Below are 16,632 nucleotides of genomic sequence, written 5' to 3' on the forward strand. Positions count from 1 at the left end.
CGACCACCACGGCCCTGACCACGGCCCTGACCACGGCCATGGCCACCACCATGACCACGGCCCTGAGGTCGAGGCCGTCGACTGGCGATCGGCCCTGCGGGAGAAGGGCTACCGGCTCACGCCGCAGCGCGAGCTGATCCTCGCGGCGGTCGACAGCCTCGGCCACGCGACGCCGGACGAGGTCCTGGCGAAGGTGCAGGAGACGGCCAGCACCGTCAACGCCTCGACGGTCTACCGCACGCTCGAGGTGCTGGAGGAGCTCGGCCTGGTCCGGCATGCCCATCTCACCGACCGGGCCCCGACGTACCACTCGGTGCGCGGCCACGAGCACTTCCACCTCGTCTGCCGCGCCTGTCACGCAGTGACCTCGGTCGCTGCCGCCGAGGCGGCTCCGTTCATCGAGGTGCTGGGGGCGAAGGGTTTCGTCCCCGACCTCGGCCACCTCACCGTCTTCGGACGCTGCGCCAACTGCGAAGGAGTGTCCTGATGACCCAGGGCCGCACCGTGCTGACCTATGGCACCTTCGACCTCTTCCACATCGGTCACCTCCGATTGATCGAGCGCCTCGCCGCGATGGGCGACCGGCTGGTCGTGGGCGTCTCCACCGACGAGTTCAACGCTGGCAAGGGCAAGCGGTCCGTCGTGTCGTACGACGACCGGGCGGCCATCGTCGCGGCGATCCGCGGGGTCGACCTGGTCGTGCCCGAGGGGTCCTGGGAGCAGAAGCGGGCCGACATCGTCGAGCACGGCGTCGACCTCTTCGTGATGGGCGACGACTGGACCGGGAAGTTCGACGACCTCGCCGACGTTTGTGAAGTGCGCTACCTGCCTCGTACCTCGGGGGTCTCGAGCACGGAGATCAAGGAGATGCTCCGCACCCTCGACCCGGCCCACATCGAGGAGATGCAGACCGCGCTCGGAACCCTCACCCGCCTCCTCGAGCACTACCGGGACCTCACATGACCGCCACACCTGCCAGTCCGCTCCTCTCCCTGCCCGGCGCCGTGGGAGGCGACGGCATCGACGCCGGTGTCGCCGCGCACTACGGCAGCCTGTTCGGTGAGCAGTACGCCCTCGTCTCCGGCGAGGGCTTCGTCGACCTCTCCCACCGTGACGTGCTCCGCGTCGCCGGCCCCGACCGGCTGTCGTGGCTGCACTCGCTGACCACCCAGTTCTTCGAGGGCCTCGAGCCGGGCCGCTGGATCACCGCGCTCATCCTGAGCCCGCAGGGACACGTCGAGCACGCCTTCACCGGCGTCGACGACGGCGAGGCGTTCACCGCCCACACCGAGCCCGGCCGCGCCGCCGCGCTGATCGGGTTCCTCGAGCGGATGAAGTTCATGATGCGCGTCGAGATCACCGACGTGACCGCCGACCTCGCGGTTGCCTGGCGCCCGACGAGGTACGACCTCGTGCCCCGGGACCAGCTGACGGCGTACGCCGAGGCTGCCGGTCCGGCCGCCGGCCTGTGGGCGTTCGAGGCGCTGCGGATCGAACGCGGCGAGCCGCGCCTGGGCCTCGACACCGACGACCGCACCATCCCCAACGAGGTCGGCTGGCTGGCCATCGACCAGGCGCCGGCCTGGGCGGGCGCCGTCCACATGGACAAGGGGTGCTACCGCGGCCAGGAGACCGTCGCGCGCGTGCACAACCTGGGACGTCCGCCGCGCCGACTCACCCTGCTGCACCTGGACGGATCCGAGAACAGGCTGCCCGCGCCGGGCACCGAGGTGCTGCCCGACGGCGGTGGCCGCGCCGTCGGCTTCGTCGGCTCCTCGGCCCGCCACCACGAGCTCGGCCCGATCGCGCTGGCCGTGCTGAAGCGCAACACCGACGTCGCCGCCCCGCTCGTGGTCGACGGGATCCCTGCCGCCCAGGAGGTCCTCGTGGATCCCGAGGTGGGACTGCACTTCCGCCCCCAGCGCTGATCCCGTCCCCCGCGAAGTGCGTGGTTTTCTCCCGCGAAGTGCGCCGGTTTCTCCACCGAGGTGTCCTGACGTTCCCGTCCGCGACGAAACCTCGCGCACCTCGATGGAGAAAACCACGCACTTCGGCGGAGAGAATGGCGCACTTCGCGCTCGACTGACCGGCCCCGAACGCAGCACGGGCGCCCTCCCGGAGGAGGACGCCCGTGGCTGGTGGTGACTGCGTCAGCCGTTGATCATGCCCGCGCCGACGGTCACGCCGGTCGCCTCGTCGATCAGGATGAACGAGCCGGTGGTCCGGTTCTTGGAGTACGGGTCCACGAGCAGCGGGACGGTCGTGCGCAGCGTGACCCGACCGATCTCGTTGACGCCGAGCTCCTTGGTCTCCTGGTCGCGGTGCAGCGTGTTCACGTCCAGGCGGTAGGCGATGTCCTTGACCAGCGCGCGACCCGTGCGGGTCGTGTGCTTGATCGCCAGCTTCTGCCGGGGCTGCAGCGGCGTGTTGGTCATCCAGCAGACCATCGCGTCGATGTCCTGGCTCGGGGTCGGCGCGTTGTTGACCCGGGCGATCATGTCGCCGCGGGAGACGTCGACGTCGTCCTCGAGGTGGACCGTCACGCTCATCGGCGGGAAGGCCTCGGTGATCTCCTTGTCGAACAGGTCGATCTTCGAGATCTTCGAGGTCATCCCGGACGGGAGGACGACGATCTCGTCACCGGGCTTGAGGATGCCGCCGGCGACCTGGCCGGCGTACCCGCGGTAGTCGTGGAACTCGTCGGACTTGGGGCGTACGACGAACTGCACCGGGAAGCGGGCATCGATCAGGTCGCGGTCGGAGGCGACGTGGACGTGCTCGAGGTGGTGCATCAGCGTCGGGCCGGAGTACCACGGCATGTGCTCGGAGCGGTTGACCACGTTGTCGCCCTGGAGCGCCGAGATCGGGATGACCTCGAGGTCCGGGACGTTCAGCTTGGTGGCGAACTGCGTGAACTCGCGGTGGATCTTGTCGAAGACCTCCTGGTCGAAGTCGACCAGGTCCATCTTGTTGACGGCGAGGACGAGGTGCGGGACCCGGAGCAGGGACAGGATCACCGCGTGGCGGCGCGACTGCTCGGTGAGGCCCTGGCGGGCGTCGACCAGGACCAGGCCGAGGTCGGCGGTCGAGGCGCCGGTGACCATGTTGCGGGTGTACTGCACGTGGCCCGGGGTGTCGGCGATGATGAACTTGCGGCTCGGGGTCGCGAAGTACCGGTACGCCACGTCGATCGTGATGCCCTGCTCGCGCTCGGAGCGCAGACCGTCGGTCAGCAGGGCCAGGTCGGTGTAGTCGTAGCCCTTCGAGACGCTGGTGGCCTCGACGGCCTCGAGCTGGTCCTCGAAGATCGCCTTCGAGTCGAGCAGCAGGCGACCGATGAGGGTCGACTTGCCGTCGTCGACGGAGCCGGCGGTGGCGAAGCGGAGCAGATCCATGTCAGTGGTGGCCATCAGAAGTAGCCCTCCTTCTTGCGGTCCTCCATGGCAGCCTCGGAGAACCTGTCGTCACCGCGGGTGGCGCCGCGCTCGGTCTTGCGGGCGACGGCCACCTCGTCGATGATCTCGTCGATCGTGGACGCGGTGCTCTCCACGCAGCCGGTGAGGGTGATGTCACCGCAGGTGCGGAAGCGGACGGTCCGTTCGGACACGACCTCCCCGTCGCGCAGCGGGTTGAGCGGGGTCTCGCTCATCAGCATCCCGTCGCGCTCGAAGACGCGTCGCTGGTGGCTGAAGTAGATGTCGGGGATCTCGATGCCCTCGCGGCCGATGTAGTCCCAGACGTCCAGCTCGGTCCAGTTCGAGATCGGGAAGATCCGCATGTGCTCGCCCTCGTGCAGGCGGCCGTTGTAGAGGCTCCAGAGCTCGGGGCGCTGGTTCTTGGGGTCCCACTGGCCGAACTCGTCACGGTGGGAGTAGACGCGCTCCTTGGCTCGGGCCTTCTCCTCGTCGCGGCGACCGCCACCGAAGGCGGCGGTGAAGCCGTTCTCCTCGATCGCGTTGAGCAGCGTCGGGATCTGCAGGCGGTTGCGGCTGATCTTCGCGGCGTCCGGGATGATCCCGTTCTTGATCGCGTCGTCGATGCTCGCGACCACGAGGTTGACACCGAGGCGGGCGACCCAGCGGTCGCGCGTCTCCATGACCTCGGGGAAGTCGAGGCCGGTGTCGACCTGCAGGATCGAGAACGGGATCTTCGCGGGGTAGAACGCCTTCTCCGCCAGGCGGAGCATGACGATGGAGTCCTTGCCGCCCGAGAACATCAGGACCGGCTTCTCGAACTCGGCCGCGACCTCGCGGAAAATGTGGATGGACTCCGCCTCCAGCTGGTCCAGCTGGCTCAGGCGGTAGTCGCTCTGGGTCTGTGTCACCCGGGCATCGTGCCATGCCGCGCCTTGCACCGGGACATTCCAGCGAGCCCTACAGACAAATCGACGAGTTCGTCGCCTAGAGTGGCCGGATGCCCCTCGACCTGATCACCCGGCTCGGGTCGCGGGCTATGGTGCCCGGCGACGAGCGGACCGGTCGGGAGATCGCCGACTACGTCGAGCTGATGGTGCGCCCGGGCGTCCCACAGGAGCTGGACGACCTGCTCGGCGGCCGCTCCCGGTCGTTCGGCCGGCTGGACCCGGTGCGGGTCCGGGCGCTGGCGAGGGCACTTGCCGATCCCCCCGGTGCCGAGTTCAACCGGGTCCGGCTGGGCGCAGCGGCCGGCGTCCCCCCGACCACCCTGCCGCCGTACGTCGACCTGCTGGTCCAGCTGGGCGTCGTGGCCCTCGTGCCGGGGTGTCGTTCCCCGGTGGCGAGGCGAGCGATCGGGAGGCCCCGGGTCGTCTTCACCGACGTCGCCGTGGCGCGCCACCTCGCGGGCTGCCCCGCGCCGGACCTGGTCGCGTTCAGCGGTCGTCGACTGCTGTCGCCGCTGTTGCGCAACCTCGTCGCGGCCGAGCTGCTCCGCCAGCAGGCGGAAAGTGCCGCGGGCTACCGGATCAGCCACCTGCGCGAGCGCAACGGGCTCGCCGTCGACCTGGTCGTCGAGCTCCCGGACGACACGTTGTACGGCATCGAGGTCCGCACCGCGGCCAGCCTGCGACCGCACCAGTTCGACGGCCTGCGCGCGCTCCGGACTCGGGCGGGCGGCCGCTTCCGGGGCGGGATCGTGCTCAACACGGCCGCGACGGGTCACGTCTACGGGCCTCGTCTGTGGAGCCTGCCCATCGCGACGCTGTGGGAGGGATGAACTTGTCGCGTACATCCAGTGGACCCGGCCGAAGATCAGGACGTCGGACCGGATCCGGCCGTAGGGTCACACCGTGAAGATCGCTGTGGTGGGAACCGGCTACGTCGGACTGTCGAACGCTGTCATCCTCGCCCAGAACAACGAGGTCTGGGCGCTCGACGTGGACGCCGACCGCGTCGATGCGATCAACCGGCGCGAGTCGCCGATCATCGATGTCGAGCTCGAGGACTACCTCTCCTCGCGCCCCCTCAACCTGACGGCCACCCTGGAGAAGGAGAAGGCCTACGCCGACGCGTCCTTCGTGGTGGTCGCGACCCCGACCGACTACGACCCGGTCAGCAACTACTTCGACACCTCCTCGGTGGAGCTCGTCACGGCCGAGGCCCTCGCGCACAACCCGTCGACCACGGTGGTGATCAAGTCGACGGTGCCGGTCGGGTTCACCGCCAAGCTGCGTGAGCGCCACCTCGGCTCCTCGATCATCTTCAGTCCCGAGTTCCTCCGGGAGGGCCGGGCCCTGCACGACAACCTGCACCCGTCGCGGATCATCGTCGGGTCCGACACCGCCGCCGGCCGCCAGTTCGCCGATCTCCTCCGCGAGGGTGCCCTCGCCACCGACATCCCGATCCGCTTCACCGGCGCCACGGAGGCCGAGGCGATCAAGCTGTTCGCCAACACCTACCTCGCGCTACGCGTCGCGTACTTCAACGAGCTCGACACCTACGCTGCCATGCACGACCTGTCGGCGCCGGAGATCATCGAGGGCGTCGGGCTCGACCCGCGGATCGGTACGCACTACAACAACCCGTCCTTCGGGTACGGCGGCTACTGCCTGCCCAAGGACACCAAGCAGCTGCAGGCCAACTACCGCCACGTCCCGCAGAACCTGATCAGCGCCATCGTCGATGCCAACACGACCCGCAAGGACTTCATCGCGGCCGACATCCTCTACCGCCGCCCGCGCGTGGTCGGCGTCTACCGGCTCACGATGAAGTCGGGCTCCGACAACTTCAGGATGTCCTCGATCCAGGGCGTGATGAAGCGGATCAAGGCCAAGGGCGTCCCGGTCATCGTCTACGAGCCGGAGCTGGAGGAGGACACCTTCTTCAACTCCGAGGTGGTGCGCGACCTGGACGAGTTCAAGAAGCGCGCCGACGTGATCATCGCGAACCGCCACACCGACGTCCTCGACGACGTGGCCGGCAAGGTCTACACCCGCGACATCTACGGTCGGGACTGATGCCCGGAGCGGCGGGACGACGTCCCGTCGCCGGGCCGCCGACCTGATCCGTTCGGACCAGCTCGATCCGACCGATGTGTGGTCTCGGCCACTGTGGGTACCTGTCTAGCGTTGGAGACAGGAGGTCGTGACATGGAGACATTGCTCGGACTTGGTGTGCTCTGGACTGCAGCAGCCGCACTGGTCACCTGGGGTCTTGCTGGTGCAGCAGCCCACGACGAGCCGTTCCGGCTCGACACCGACCGCTTGCTGAGTCGCTAGACCGACCGCTCGCCGAGGCGTCAGCGCTCGTCCGTCGTACCCTGCCGGTCCTGCTGGCCGGCAGCGGCGCCGAGCCGTTCGATCTCGCTGACCGTCGGGGCGCCGAACATCGGCAGCCCCTGCTGGCGGCGCAGCACGCCCCACACCAGAGGGACGAGCAGCAGCATCACGAGGCCGACCACCGCGACGAGGATCGCCTCGAGCGTCTCGTGGCCCTCGCCGAACGGGTGGATGCCCGCCTTGAAGAGCAGCGCGACCCCCGACATCGTCAGCACGATGACGATGCCGCGGCGGATGAACGACTGCGGGACGCGGGGCGCGAGCCTCGCGCCGAGCAGGGTCCCGGGGACCGAGCCGATCACCAGCGGGATGAGCAGCTCCCAGTCGAGACCGTGGATCGCGATGTTGGCCAGCGCGGCGCTCAGCACCAGCGGGACGGCCTGCACGAGGTCGGTGCCGACCAGGCGCACGGCCGAGAGCCCGGGGTAGAGCATCAGCAGCGCGATCATGATCACCGAGCCGGACCCGACACTGGTGATGCCGACCAGGAGGCCGCCGAGCATGCCGACCAGGAAGGTCGGCACCGGCCTGATGCGCGGGTTGTCGTCGGGCAGCACTCCTCCGCTGCGGACCAGACGCAGGTTGATGTAGAGCCGCAGTGCGTACGTCGACGCGGCGAACAGCAGCGCGATGCCGATGCAGAGCTTGAGGGTCTTCTCCAGCTCGGCCGGGTCGTCGGTGAACCAGTTGACCAGCCAGGGACCGACGAACGCCATCGGGACCGACCCGGCGATCAGCCAGGCAGCCAGGCGCAGGTTCGGACTGCCCTCGCGGGCGTGGGTGATCGCTCCGCCGGTCTTGTAGATCGCGGCCGCGGTCAGGTCCGCGGTGACGATCGCGGAGGTGTGGCCGACGCCGAGGAAGATGAGTGCCGGCGTCATCAGGGCGCCACCGCCCATGCCGGTCAGGCCGACCACGATGCCGACCAGGAAGCCGGCGGCGACGATCGAGAGCGCCGTGAGGGTGATCCACTCGGTCATGAGGTGCCTGTCTCGGAAGGGCTGAGGCGGGGGAGAACCGCCTGGAGCAGCGAATCGATCTGGTCTGCCGAGACGTCGGCGGCCGCGCGGCCGCGTCGATAGGGGTCGCGGATGTCGTGCGCGTCGATCGCGCCCGCGCGACGGTGGCCGGCGGCGGTCACCAGGGCCGCGCCGGTGAGGGCTGTGTCCACCCGGTCGATGGAGTCGGCGAACTGGCCGAGCGTGAACGCCTTGCGGAACGCGCCCGGGACGTCCTCGAGCACGAACGCCCGGTGCGAGGACTCCGCGGTCAGGACGAGGTCGGCCTCGTTGATCAGGTCGCGGGTCAGCCGCCGGCTGGCGAAGCCGCCGAGGAGGTCCTCGCCCACGCCGCGGTCGGCGAGGACGGCGGCCATCGTCGGGTCGACCTTGTGGGAGCGGAAGCCATGGGTGCCCGCACTGGAGAACAGCACGTCCTCGCGCCCGGCGAGCAGGGACCGGGCCCGCAGCTCCATGTAGGGGGAGCGGCAGATGTTGGCCGTGCAGATGAACAGCACCCGCACGGGCTCGCCGGAGGCGGCAGAGCTGCGCGCGCCGATCAGGCGGGAGGACACGCGGTCCGAGGTCGAGGCGGTGGGCTCGGCGACCGGCTCGGCGACGACCGCCGGCGAGCGCAGCTCGACGGGCGGCTCCGGGATCGCGAGGTCGAGCAGGCCCGAGTCGGCGAGCGCGGAGATCACCTCGTCCAGCGCTGCCTCGATGGTGCGACCGGTGGTGTCCACGCGGACGTCGGCGTCCGCGGGCTCCTCGTAGGGCGAGGAGATGCCGGTGAACTCGGGGATCTCGCCGCGGCGGGCCTTCGCGTAGAGCCCCTTGCGGTCGCGTCGCTCGCACTCCTCGAGGGGGGTGGAGACGTGGACGAGGAAGAAGCGGCCGCGGGCCTGGTCGACCATCGCCCGCACCTGCTGACGCGTCTCGTCGAAGGGAGCGATCGGGCTGCAGATCGCGATGCCGCCGTGGCGGGCGATCTCGGCCGCCACCCAGCCGATGCGGCGGATGTTGGTCTCGCGGTCCGCCTTGGAGAAGCTCAGGCCTGCCGACAGGTTGCGGCGTACGACGTCGCCGTCGAGGCTGGTGATCGTGCGGGTGCCCTGCTCCAGCACGCGATCCATCAACGCGCGGGCCAGCGTCGACTTGCCGCTGCCCGAGAGGCCGGTGAAGAACAGGACCAGGCCCTGCTCGTCGGGGGACGGGTGCTCGCGGCGGGCGATGTCACCCAGCTCGGCCAGCGGGCTGCCGCCGGGCTCGAGCTCGACGATCGAGTCGGCGCCGGCGTACCACGCCAGCACGGACTTGCGCAGGGTCGCGTCGGCCTTGGTGCCGTGGTCGGTCAGCGGGATCGCGACCACCTCGGCGTCCAGGAGGTCGGCGACACGGACGGTGGCGCGGAGCAGGCCGACCGGGCTCACGGCGGGGCTGCCGACACCGACGAGGGCGGCGAGCAGCACGGGGCCGAGCTCGCGCAGCTGGGACAGCTGGGTGTCGGTGACCAGGTCGGTGACCGGGACGACGGTGCGCCCGGCGTACAGCTCGCGCGCCCGCTCGGGGGGCAGGTGGAGCTCGCGGAAGGCGCCGAACTGCGCGTGGGTGAGGGGCTCGACGCTCAACCCGCGCAGGGTCCGTGCGACCCGGGCCAGGGGGAGGCCCTCGGGGTCGACGAGCTCGACCTCGTGACCCTCCTCGAGGTGGGACTCCAGGGCCTCGGGCAGCGCCAGCGTGATCGGGCTGCCGGGCTCGTTGAACCCGACGATCGGTCCCGCGGCGCCGGAGGTCAGCAGCTCGAGGTCGTCGAGCTCCAGCGGGGTGGGGCAGTGCTGGGGCACGGACGGACTCGACACGGTGGCGATCGTACAGAGTCGAGTGAGTTGATCCCATTTGAAGACTGACAGGCGAAACCTGTCACCGCGCACGCCCGGAAGCGCCGGACGCCGTAAGCGTGCTCATGTGAAGGACTTCACAAGCTGGGTGCTTGCAAAGTGCTAACTCTTGCTAGCACCATGGGGACATGGCTAAAGGAAAGGTCGGGAAGACCGTCGGGTCGCTCGGGGACTACCTCAAGGAGCAGCGGGTCTCGTCCCGGCTCTCGTTGCGGCAGCTCGCCGAGCAGGCGGGTGTCTCGAACCCCTATCTCAGCCAGATCGAGCGGGGGCTTCGCAAGCCGTCGGCCGAGGTGCTCCAGCAGATCGCCAAGGCTCTTCGGATCTCTGCGGAGCAGCTCTACATCCGGGCCGGGATCCTCAGCCCGGATGACGGCGTGGGCGGATCGGTCGAGCTCGCCATCCTCGGCGATGCCGGCCTGACCGAGCGGCAGAAGCAGTCGCTGCTCGACGTCTACGCCTCGTTCCTCGCACTGAACGCCGCCGACGCACCTGCGGGTGCCGAGGAGTCCGACAGTGGCACGGGGGTCGAGGACGACCTGCCGGTCCAGACCGAGATCAATCCTGACAGCGACAACGACCGCGTCATCAACGAAGGGTAATGAACATGCCGAAGCTCGAGATCCCCAAGATCGACCTCCCCAAGATCGACCTCCCGAAGATCGACCTGCCCAAGATCGACCTGCCCAAGATCGAGATCCCCGCGATCGACCTCAAGTCGATCGACCTGCCGGAGCTCCCCCCGGTCGCCGCCAAGCCGATCTACGCCGGTGTCGGCGCGACCGACCTGGCTGTCGAGAAGGTCAAGACCTACGTCGCCGACGTGCAGGCCAAGGTGACCGCTCGCGTCGCCGACGTGCAGAGCACCGTCAAGGGCTTCGAGTTCCCCGAGGCCAAGTCCCTCCAGGGCAAGGCCACCGCGTCCTTCGCCGGTCGTCGTACCCAGGCCGAGGCCCGCATCGCCGGCTTCCAGGCTGACGCGAAGGCCCTGCCGTCCAAGGTCCAGACCTCCGTCAAGGGCGCGTACGACGAGAACGTCGCCACCGCGACCGCTCTGTACGCCGACCTCGCCAAGCGCGGCGAGGGTGTCGTCGTGAAGCTGCGCAGCGGCGAGGCCCCCAAGGCTCCGGCCACGAAGGCTCCCGCGAAGAAGGCTCCGGCCAAGAAGGCCGCCGCCAAGAAGGCCCCGGCCAAGAAGGCTCCGGCCAAGAAGGCTCCCGCGAAGAAGGCTGCTGCCAACTGAGCGCACGCTCGTCAGCACCGCGACCCCGAGGCTCCGGCCCCGGGGTCGCGGTCGTTTTCGTCATGACCCACTACCATCGCCGTCATGGGTGGGGGATTCGTGCCGGCAGTGTCGGACGCCGAGATGTACATCAATCTCGGTATCGCGTTCGCGCTGCTCGTGCTCAAGATCTTCGCGCTGGTCAGCGCGTTGCTCTACTCCGCAGAGTCCTACTCCGCCGCCGACAAGCTGACCAAGGTCACCTGGTGCGCGCTGCTCGGTGTCGGTGCCGGCCTGCAGCTCTTCCTGTGGCTCGGCATCGACTTCTCGATCGTGAACCTCGCGATGACGGTCGCCGCGGCCGTCTACCTCGCTGACGTGCGGCCCGCGCTGGCAGGTCTGCGCCGGCGCTGACGCGTCGTTCCCAGTCGTCGTTGGTCGAGTGGTCCGAGCCCCTGGGTGGGTCTCGATACGCCCGCTCGTTCCTCGCGGGCTACTCGACCAACGGCGGCGGGGATGGGTCGTCGTTGGTCGAGTGGTCCGAGCCCCTGGGTGGGTCTCGATGCGCCCGCTCGTTCCTCGCGGTCTACTCGACCAACGGCGGCGGGGATGGGTGGTCGTTGGTCGAGTAGTCCGAGCCCCTGGGCGAGGGCGTATCGAGACCCTCCCCGTGCTCGCCGGCTCGTGACCGGCTGAAGTCCTTGCGTGAGAGTCCGGGCAGGGCGTCATAGTCGCCGCGGATGAGCGCCTCGCGCTTGGCGCGCGACCACCCCTGGATTCGTTTCTCCCAGAAGAAGGCGTCTCCGATGTTCGAGTACTCGCCGACCCACACCAGCTCGACCGGACGTCGACGACGGGTGTACTCGGCTCCGGCGCCGACGTGGTGCTGGTGGATGCGGTGCTCGAGGCTGCGGGTGCTGCCGACGTAGTATGAGCCGTCGCCGCAGCGCAGGAGGTAGACGTAGGCCATGGCTCGACGGTGCCGGATTCCGGCACCGCCTGCTCCGGTCATCCACAGGCCCGCTGTCGGCGGCGGGTGGGGTCTCGATACGCCCGCTCGTTCCTCGCGGGCTACTCGACCAACGGCCTCCGACCAAYGGCGCCGCTGTCGGCGGCGGGTGGGGTCTCGATACGCCCGCTCGTTCCTCGCGGGCTACTCGACCAACGGCCTCGCGTTGTTCGTGGTGGCCCCTCAGAGCAGGTCGAAGAGCTGACCGCGGGCGCCGGTGCCCGGCACGAACGCCTGCGCGATCTCGCCGGTGCCGGCGACGCGCAGCTCGCCGTCGGTGTCGTCGGCGTACGCCGCGTCCCCGCGGCCCAGGCGCAGGACCTGGTCGCGGCGGTTGACCAGGGCGACCTCGCCGCCGGTGCAGACCAGCAGGCGCGGGCCGGTGGCGGGCAGGACGACGCCGGCGGGGTCGGCCGGGGAGCTCTGGGTGACCGACAGGGCGAAGTCGCCGCCCGGGCTGAACACGTCGGTGGAGTAGTTGAAGACGAGGGGCTCGACGCGGGCGGCGCGCGAGGTGCCCTCGGCCAGGCAGCGGACCAAGCCCGGGGCGTCGATGTGCTTGGTGGTCAGGCCGGCACGGAGCACGTTGTCGGAGGACACCATCACCTCCAGGCACAGGCCGCGGAGGTGGGCGTGGATGATCCCCGTGTCGAGGTACGCCGCCTCGCCGGGCTGCAGCGTGAGGCGGTTCAGGAGCAGCGAGATGATCACGCCCACGTCGCCGGGGGAGGACTCGGCGAGCTCCACGGCCGTCTCGTAGGCACGCTTCACGTCGCGGCCCCCGTCGAGCGCCTTCTGGCAGGCCGCGGCGACGCCGTCCACGACGTCGGCGGGCGGCGGGTCGGCCAGCAGGCCGCCGATCAGCGTCACGATGCCGCCGAAGCCGGTGTTGTCGATCAGGCTCGCCATCAGCTCGTCGGTCAGCGGGGTCTCGAGCGCCTCGAGGATCCGCATGATCTCGGAGGTGCGGCGCAGGCCGACGAGGGTGTCGAAGGTGGAGAGGGCATAGACCATCTCCGGCTTGGGGTGCGGGTCCTTGAACACGCGGTGCGGGGCGCCGAGCGGCACGCCCGCGGCCTCCTCGTCGGCGAAGCCGGCAGCCGCCCGGTCGGCATCGGGGTGGACCTGGATCGACAGCGGCCGGTCCGCGGCCAGCACCTTCAGCATGAAGCCGAGCTCGCCGGCCACCTCGGTCAGTGACCGTCCCTCTTCCGTGCCGTCGACGACTCGCGCCGTACCCAGTGGATGCGTACCGATCCATACCTCGGCGACCCGGCGACCGTCCGACTCCTGACGCTGGAAGCCGGGAATGGCGTGGGTGGACCCCCAGTCGTAGGACTGGGTGGGGCAGCTGAGGGCGAGCACGTCGGTCAGCCTAGAGGGGTGGTGTAGTCGGCGAGGGCGACTTCGGCATCCCTGCTGACGAAGCCCGTCGCTGCCAGCTTGTCGAGACAGAGGGTGCTGTGGAGCGGTCGCGGCGAGAGCGACTTGCCGGCGGCGTACTCCTCGCTCGTCACGGTGCTGACCCGCGCGGGGTCGTGGCCGGTCAGCTCGAAGACGCACCGGGCGTAGTCCGCCCAGGAGCGTGGGACGCCACTGTTGGTGACGTTGTAGGTGCCGTGGGCGGCACCGGTGTCGAGCAGGTGGCGAGTGGCGCGGGCGAGCTCGTCGGTGAAGGTGAGGCGGCCGACCTGGTCGTCGACCACGGCCGGGTCGACCCCGTCCGCCGCCAGCTTCTGCATGGTGCGCACGAAGTTGTGGCCCTCGCCGATGACCCACGAGGTGCGCAGGACGTAGTGGCGGGGCGCGGTGGCGACGGCGATGTCGCCGGCGGCCTTGGTCTGGCCGTAGACCCCCAACGGGGCGAACGGCTCGTCCTCTGCGTGCCCTCCGGGCACCTCGGAGCCGTCGAAGACGTAGTCGGTCGAGTAGTGCACCAGGGTCAGGCCGCGCCGGGCCGCGATCCTCGCGAGCGCTGCGGGTGCGGCAGCGTTGGCCGCCCAGGCGTCGGCCCGGCCCTCGGGGGTCTCGGCCCGGTCGACGGCGGTGTAAGCGGCCGCGTTGAGCACGACGCCGTACTCCTGCCAGGGCCAGGCCTCGAGCGCCTTCGGGTCGGTCAGGTCGAGCTCGTCGAGGTCGACCAGGGTCGCGTCGGGGAACTCGCGGGCGAGGGCCTGGCCGAGCTGGCCGCGGCACCCGGTGATCAGGGTGCGCTTCGGCGGCATCGGGGTGACCTCGGCGAGCGAGGGGTTGGTCAGGTCCTTCTCCGACGTCTCGGCCTCCGCGAGCGGGATCGGCCACGGGATCGCCACGGTCTCGTCGGCGAGGTCGAGCGCGGGGTAGGTCGTGCCGGGCGAGTAGTGGTCGTTGACGAGGTAGGAGTAGACGGTGCCGTCGACCAGGGCCTGGTAGGCGTTGCCGACGCCGCGGGGCACGAAGACCGCGACGTTCTCGTCGATCTCGGTCCAGTACGTCGCACCGAAGTGCTCACCCGGGCGCAGGTCGACCCACGCGGCGAACACCTTGCCGATCGCCACGGACACGAGCTTGTCCCACGGCTCGGCGTGGATGCCCCGGGTGACGCCGCGCTGGGCGTTGAGGCTCATGTTGTTCTGGACCGGCCCGAAGTCGGGCAGACCGGCCTCGACCATCCGGGCGCGCTGCCAGTTCTCCTTGAACCAGCCCCGGTCGTCGCGGTGCACGTCCAGGCGCAGCACCAGCATCCCCGGGACGGGGGTCGTCTCGACGCCGTTCACGGTGGTCACTGCCCCTTCGCGGTGTAGGCCGCCTCGGTGGCGTGCTTGTGCGGTCCCCACCAGTCCTGGGCGCCCTGGTACCACCGGACCGTCTGCTCGAGGCCGGCCTCGAAGTCGTCGTACACCGGCTTCCAGCCCAGCTCGGTGCGCAGCTTGGTGGAGTCGATGGCGTAGCGCATGTCGTGCCCGGCGCGGTCCCTCACGTGCTCGAAGTCGTCGGCGTCGCGGCCCATCAGGGTCAGGACCAGGCGCACGACCTCGAGGTTGGAGCGCTCACCGTCGGCGCCGACGAGGTAGGTCTCGCCGATCCGGCCCTGCTCGAGGATGGTGAGGACCGCGGAGGAGTGGTCCTCGGTGTGGATCCAGTCGCGGACGTTCTCGCCCGAGCCGTAGAGCTTCGGGCGGCGTCCCTCGATCAGCTCGGTGATCTGGCGCGGGATGAACTTCTCGACGTGCTGCCACGGGCCGTAGTTGTTCGAGCAGTTCGAGATGGTGGCCTGCACGCCGAAGCTGCGCACCCAGGCGCGCACGAGGTGGTCCGAGCCGGCCTTGGAGGCGGAGTACGGCGACGACGGCTGGTACGGCGTCTGCTCGGTGAACCGCTGCGGGTCGTCGAGCTCCAGGTCGCCGTACACCTCGTCGGTCGAGACGTGGTGGTAGCGGACCCCGGACCTGCGGACCGCCTCGAGGAGCGTGAACGTCCCGATCAGGTTGGTCCTGATGAACGGCGAGGGGTCGTCCAGGGAGTTGTCGTTGTGGGACTCCGCTGCGAAGTGCACGACGGCGTCGTGACGGTCGACGAGCGGGGCCACTACCTCGGCGTCGGCGACATCACCCACGACGAGCTGGACCCGGTCGGCCGGGAGGCCCGCGAGGGACTCGCGGGACGCGGCATAGGTCAGCTTGTCGAGGACGGTCACCGTCGCGTCGGTGTGGCGGAGGAGGTGGTGGACGAAGTTGGAGCCGATGAAGCCGGCCCCGCCGGTCACGAGAATGCGCTGCACAGGGAGGAGTCTATGGAGGACAATCGGCGCGTCAGCCGAATAGCAGGTTCGAGAGCAGGGACGAGATGCGCGGGATCATCCTGGCGGGCGGTACGGGCAGCCGCCTGCACCCGATCACCCATGCCATCAGCAAGCAGCTGATGCCGATCTACGACAAGCCGATGATCTACTACCCGCTGTCGACGCTGATGCTCGCCGGGATCCGCGAGGTGCTGGTCATCACCACCCCGCACGAGGCGGAGCAGTTCCGGCGGTTGCTGGGTGACGGCTCGGGATTCGGCATCGAGATCACCTATGCCGTGCAGCCGTCCCCGGACGGGCTCGCGCAGGCGTTCCTGATCGGCGAGGAGCACCTCGCCGGCGGTGGCGCCGGCCTGGTCCTCGGCGACAACATCTTCTACGGCGCGGGTCTCGGCACGCGGCTGCGCCGGTTCGGCGACCTCGACGGTGCCGCGGTCTTCGGCTACCGGGTGGCCGACCCCACGGCGTACGGCGTGGTGGAGTTCGACCCGGAGGGACGCGCGCTCTCCCTGGAGGAGAAGCCGGCGAAGCCGCGCAGCCAGTTCGCGGTGCCGGGCCTCTACTTCTACGGCGCGGACGTCGTGGAGAAGGCCCGGGCGCTGAAGCCCTCCGAGCGTGGCGAGCTGGAGATCACCGACCTGAACCGGAAGTACCTCGAGGAGGGGCGGCTCCAGGTGGAGGTGCTCCCGCGCGGATCGGCCTGGCTCGACACCGGGACCTTCGACGACCTGAACGACGCGAGCAATTACGTCCGGGCGCTCGAGGCGCGGCAGGGGACCAAGGTCGGTGCGCCGGAGGAGGTGGCGTGGCGACTCGGCTACATCGACGACACCCGTCTCGCCGAGCTGGCCCAGGGCCTGCTGAAGAGCGGCTACGGGCGCTACCTGCTGGGCCTGCTCGACGAGAAGCACGGCGGTTGACGGCGCTGCGCGCGCTCGGCGGACGGCGGCGCGGTCGGTAGGGTCGGGGC

Annotated in this window: 17 protein-coding genes; 9 read left to right on the forward strand and 8 right to left on the reverse strand. The window is 69.8% G+C overall.

What is annotated here, in order from left to right:
* Positions 1 to 94 precede the first annotated feature (94 nt).
* From ASE01_RS06940 to ASE01_RS06950, 3 genes are read left to right on the forward strand one after another with little or no spacing between them, the layout of a single operon-like run.
* A complete protein-coding gene (locus ASE01_RS06940; protein ID WP_056750057.1) occupies positions 95 to 487 on the forward strand; it encodes a Fur family transcriptional regulator in 393 nt (130 codons plus the stop codon).
* Complete coding sequence (locus ASE01_RS06945) at positions 487 to 963, forward strand: adenylyltransferase/cytidyltransferase family protein (RefSeq protein ID WP_056749467.1); 477 nt, start codon at positions 487 to 489, stop codon at positions 961 to 963. The genes ASE01_RS06940 and ASE01_RS06945 overlap by 1 nt, the downstream gene beginning before the upstream one ends.
* Entirely contained in the window at positions 960 to 1,928 is a 969-nt protein-coding gene (locus tag ASE01_RS06950; RefSeq protein ID WP_056749468.1) for a YgfZ/GcvT domain-containing protein, read from the forward strand. Before ASE01_RS06945 ends, ASE01_RS06950 begins: the two co-directional genes overlap by 4 nt.
* 222 nt (positions 1,929 to 2,150) lie before the next feature.
* Here the strand turns inward: ASE01_RS06950 and ASE01_RS06955 are convergent, their stop codons facing one another.
* Both ASE01_RS06955 and cysD read right to left on the reverse strand, forming a co-directional pair.
* The gene (locus ASE01_RS06955) at positions 2,151 to 3,410 is read right to left on the reverse strand and encodes a sulfate adenylyltransferase subunit 1 (protein ID WP_157537147.1); all 1,260 of its coding nucleotides are present in this window, start codon (positions 3,408 to 3,410) and stop codon (positions 2,151 to 2,153) included.
* The gene (gene cysD / locus ASE01_RS06960) at positions 3,410 to 4,324 is read right to left on the reverse strand and encodes a sulfate adenylyltransferase subunit CysD (RefSeq protein WP_056749469.1); all 915 of its coding nucleotides are present in this window, start codon (positions 4,322 to 4,324) and stop codon (positions 3,410 to 3,412) included. The genes ASE01_RS06955 and cysD overlap by 1 nt, the downstream gene beginning before the upstream one ends.
* Positions 4,325 to 4,413: 89 nt before the next feature.
* Between cysD and ASE01_RS06965 the strand changes: the two genes are divergently transcribed.
* Both ASE01_RS06965 and ASE01_RS06970 read left to right on the forward strand, forming a co-directional pair.
* On the forward strand, positions 4,414 to 5,193 hold the full coding sequence (locus ASE01_RS06965) for a DUF4143 domain-containing protein (protein ID WP_056749470.1): 780 nt from the start codon (positions 4,414 to 4,416) through the stop codon (positions 5,191 to 5,193).
* Positions 5,194 to 5,266: 73 nt separating this feature from the next.
* Entirely contained in the window at positions 5,267 to 6,433 is a 1,167-nt protein-coding gene (locus ASE01_RS06970) for a nucleotide sugar dehydrogenase (protein ID WP_056749471.1), read from the forward strand.
* Positions 6,434 to 6,714: 281 nt separating this feature from the next.
* Here the strand turns inward: ASE01_RS06970 and ASE01_RS06975 are convergent, their stop codons facing one another.
* Positions 6,715 to 7,734: a sulfite exporter TauE/SafE family protein gene (locus ASE01_RS06975; protein WP_056749472.1), complete on the reverse strand. Its 1,020-nt coding sequence runs from the start codon at positions 7,732 to 7,734 to the stop codon at positions 6,715 to 6,717.
* Positions 7,731 to 9,611 carry an adenylyl-sulfate kinase gene (gene cysC, locus ASE01_RS06980; RefSeq protein WP_056749473.1) on the reverse strand — a complete coding sequence of 627 codons (1,881 nt, stop codon included), beginning with the start codon at positions 9,609 to 9,611 and terminating at the stop codon, positions 7,731 to 7,733. The genes ASE01_RS06975 and cysC overlap by 4 nt, the downstream gene beginning before the upstream one ends.
* 167 nt (positions 9,612 to 9,778) lie before the next feature.
* On the opposite strand from cysC, the gene ASE01_RS06985 reads away from it, so the two are divergent.
* From ASE01_RS06985 to ASE01_RS06995, 3 genes are all read left to right on the forward strand, one after another.
* Positions 9,779 to 10,252, forward strand: coding sequence for a helix-turn-helix domain-containing protein (locus tag ASE01_RS06985; RefSeq protein ID WP_056749474.1), 474 nt, complete (start codon positions 9,779 to 9,781; stop codon positions 10,250 to 10,252).
* 5 nt (positions 10,253 to 10,257) lie between these two features.
* A complete protein-coding gene (locus tag ASE01_RS24945; RefSeq protein ID WP_157537148.1) occupies positions 10,258 to 10,893 on the forward strand; it encodes a hypothetical protein in 636 nt (211 codons plus the stop codon).
* Positions 10,894 to 10,977: 84 nt separating this feature from the next.
* Positions 10,978 to 11,286, forward strand: a complete 309-nt coding sequence (locus ASE01_RS06995; RefSeq protein ID WP_082605881.1) for a DUF2516 family protein — start codon at positions 10,978 to 10,980, stop codon at positions 11,284 to 11,286.
* 172 nt (positions 11,287 to 11,458) lie between these two features.
* Here ASE01_RS06995 and ASE01_RS07000 read toward each other — a convergent pair whose 3' ends face one another.
* The 4 genes from ASE01_RS07000 to rfbB form a co-directional block, all read right to left on the reverse strand.
* Entirely contained in the window at positions 11,459 to 11,842 is a 384-nt protein-coding gene (locus tag ASE01_RS07000) for a GIY-YIG nuclease family protein (RefSeq protein ID WP_082605882.1), read from the reverse strand.
* Positions 11,843 to 12,064: 222 nt separating this feature from the next.
* Positions 12,065 to 13,246: a mannose-6-phosphate isomerase, class I gene (manA, locus tag ASE01_RS07005; RefSeq protein WP_056749476.1), complete on the reverse strand. Its 1,182-nt coding sequence runs from the start codon at positions 13,244 to 13,246 to the stop codon at positions 12,065 to 12,067.
* Positions 13,247 to 13,251: 5 nt separating this feature from the next.
* The gene (locus tag ASE01_RS07010) at positions 13,252 to 14,646 is read right to left on the reverse strand and encodes a bifunctional dTDP-4-dehydrorhamnose 3,5-epimerase family protein/NAD(P)-dependent oxidoreductase (protein ID WP_268788661.1); all 1,395 of its coding nucleotides are present in this window, start codon (positions 14,644 to 14,646) and stop codon (positions 13,252 to 13,254) included.
* Entirely contained in the window at positions 14,643 to 15,641 is a 999-nt protein-coding gene (rfbB, locus tag ASE01_RS07015) for a dTDP-glucose 4,6-dehydratase (protein WP_056749477.1), read from the reverse strand. The genes ASE01_RS07010 and rfbB overlap by 4 nt, the downstream gene beginning before the upstream one ends.
* A gap of 65 nt (positions 15,642 to 15,706) precedes the next feature.
* On the opposite strand from rfbB, the gene rfbA reads away from it, so the two are divergent.
* The gene (gene rfbA / locus ASE01_RS07020; RefSeq protein WP_056749478.1) at positions 15,707 to 16,582 is read left to right on the forward strand and encodes a glucose-1-phosphate thymidylyltransferase RfbA; all 876 of its coding nucleotides are present in this window, start codon (positions 15,707 to 15,709) and stop codon (positions 16,580 to 16,582) included.
* The last annotated feature ends 50 nt before the right edge of the window (positions 16,583 to 16,632 follow it).

The organism is Nocardioides sp. Root190 (assembly GCF_001428565.1).
Taxonomy (GTDB): Bacteria; Actinomycetota; Actinomycetes; order Propionibacteriales; family Nocardioidaceae; genus Nocardioides.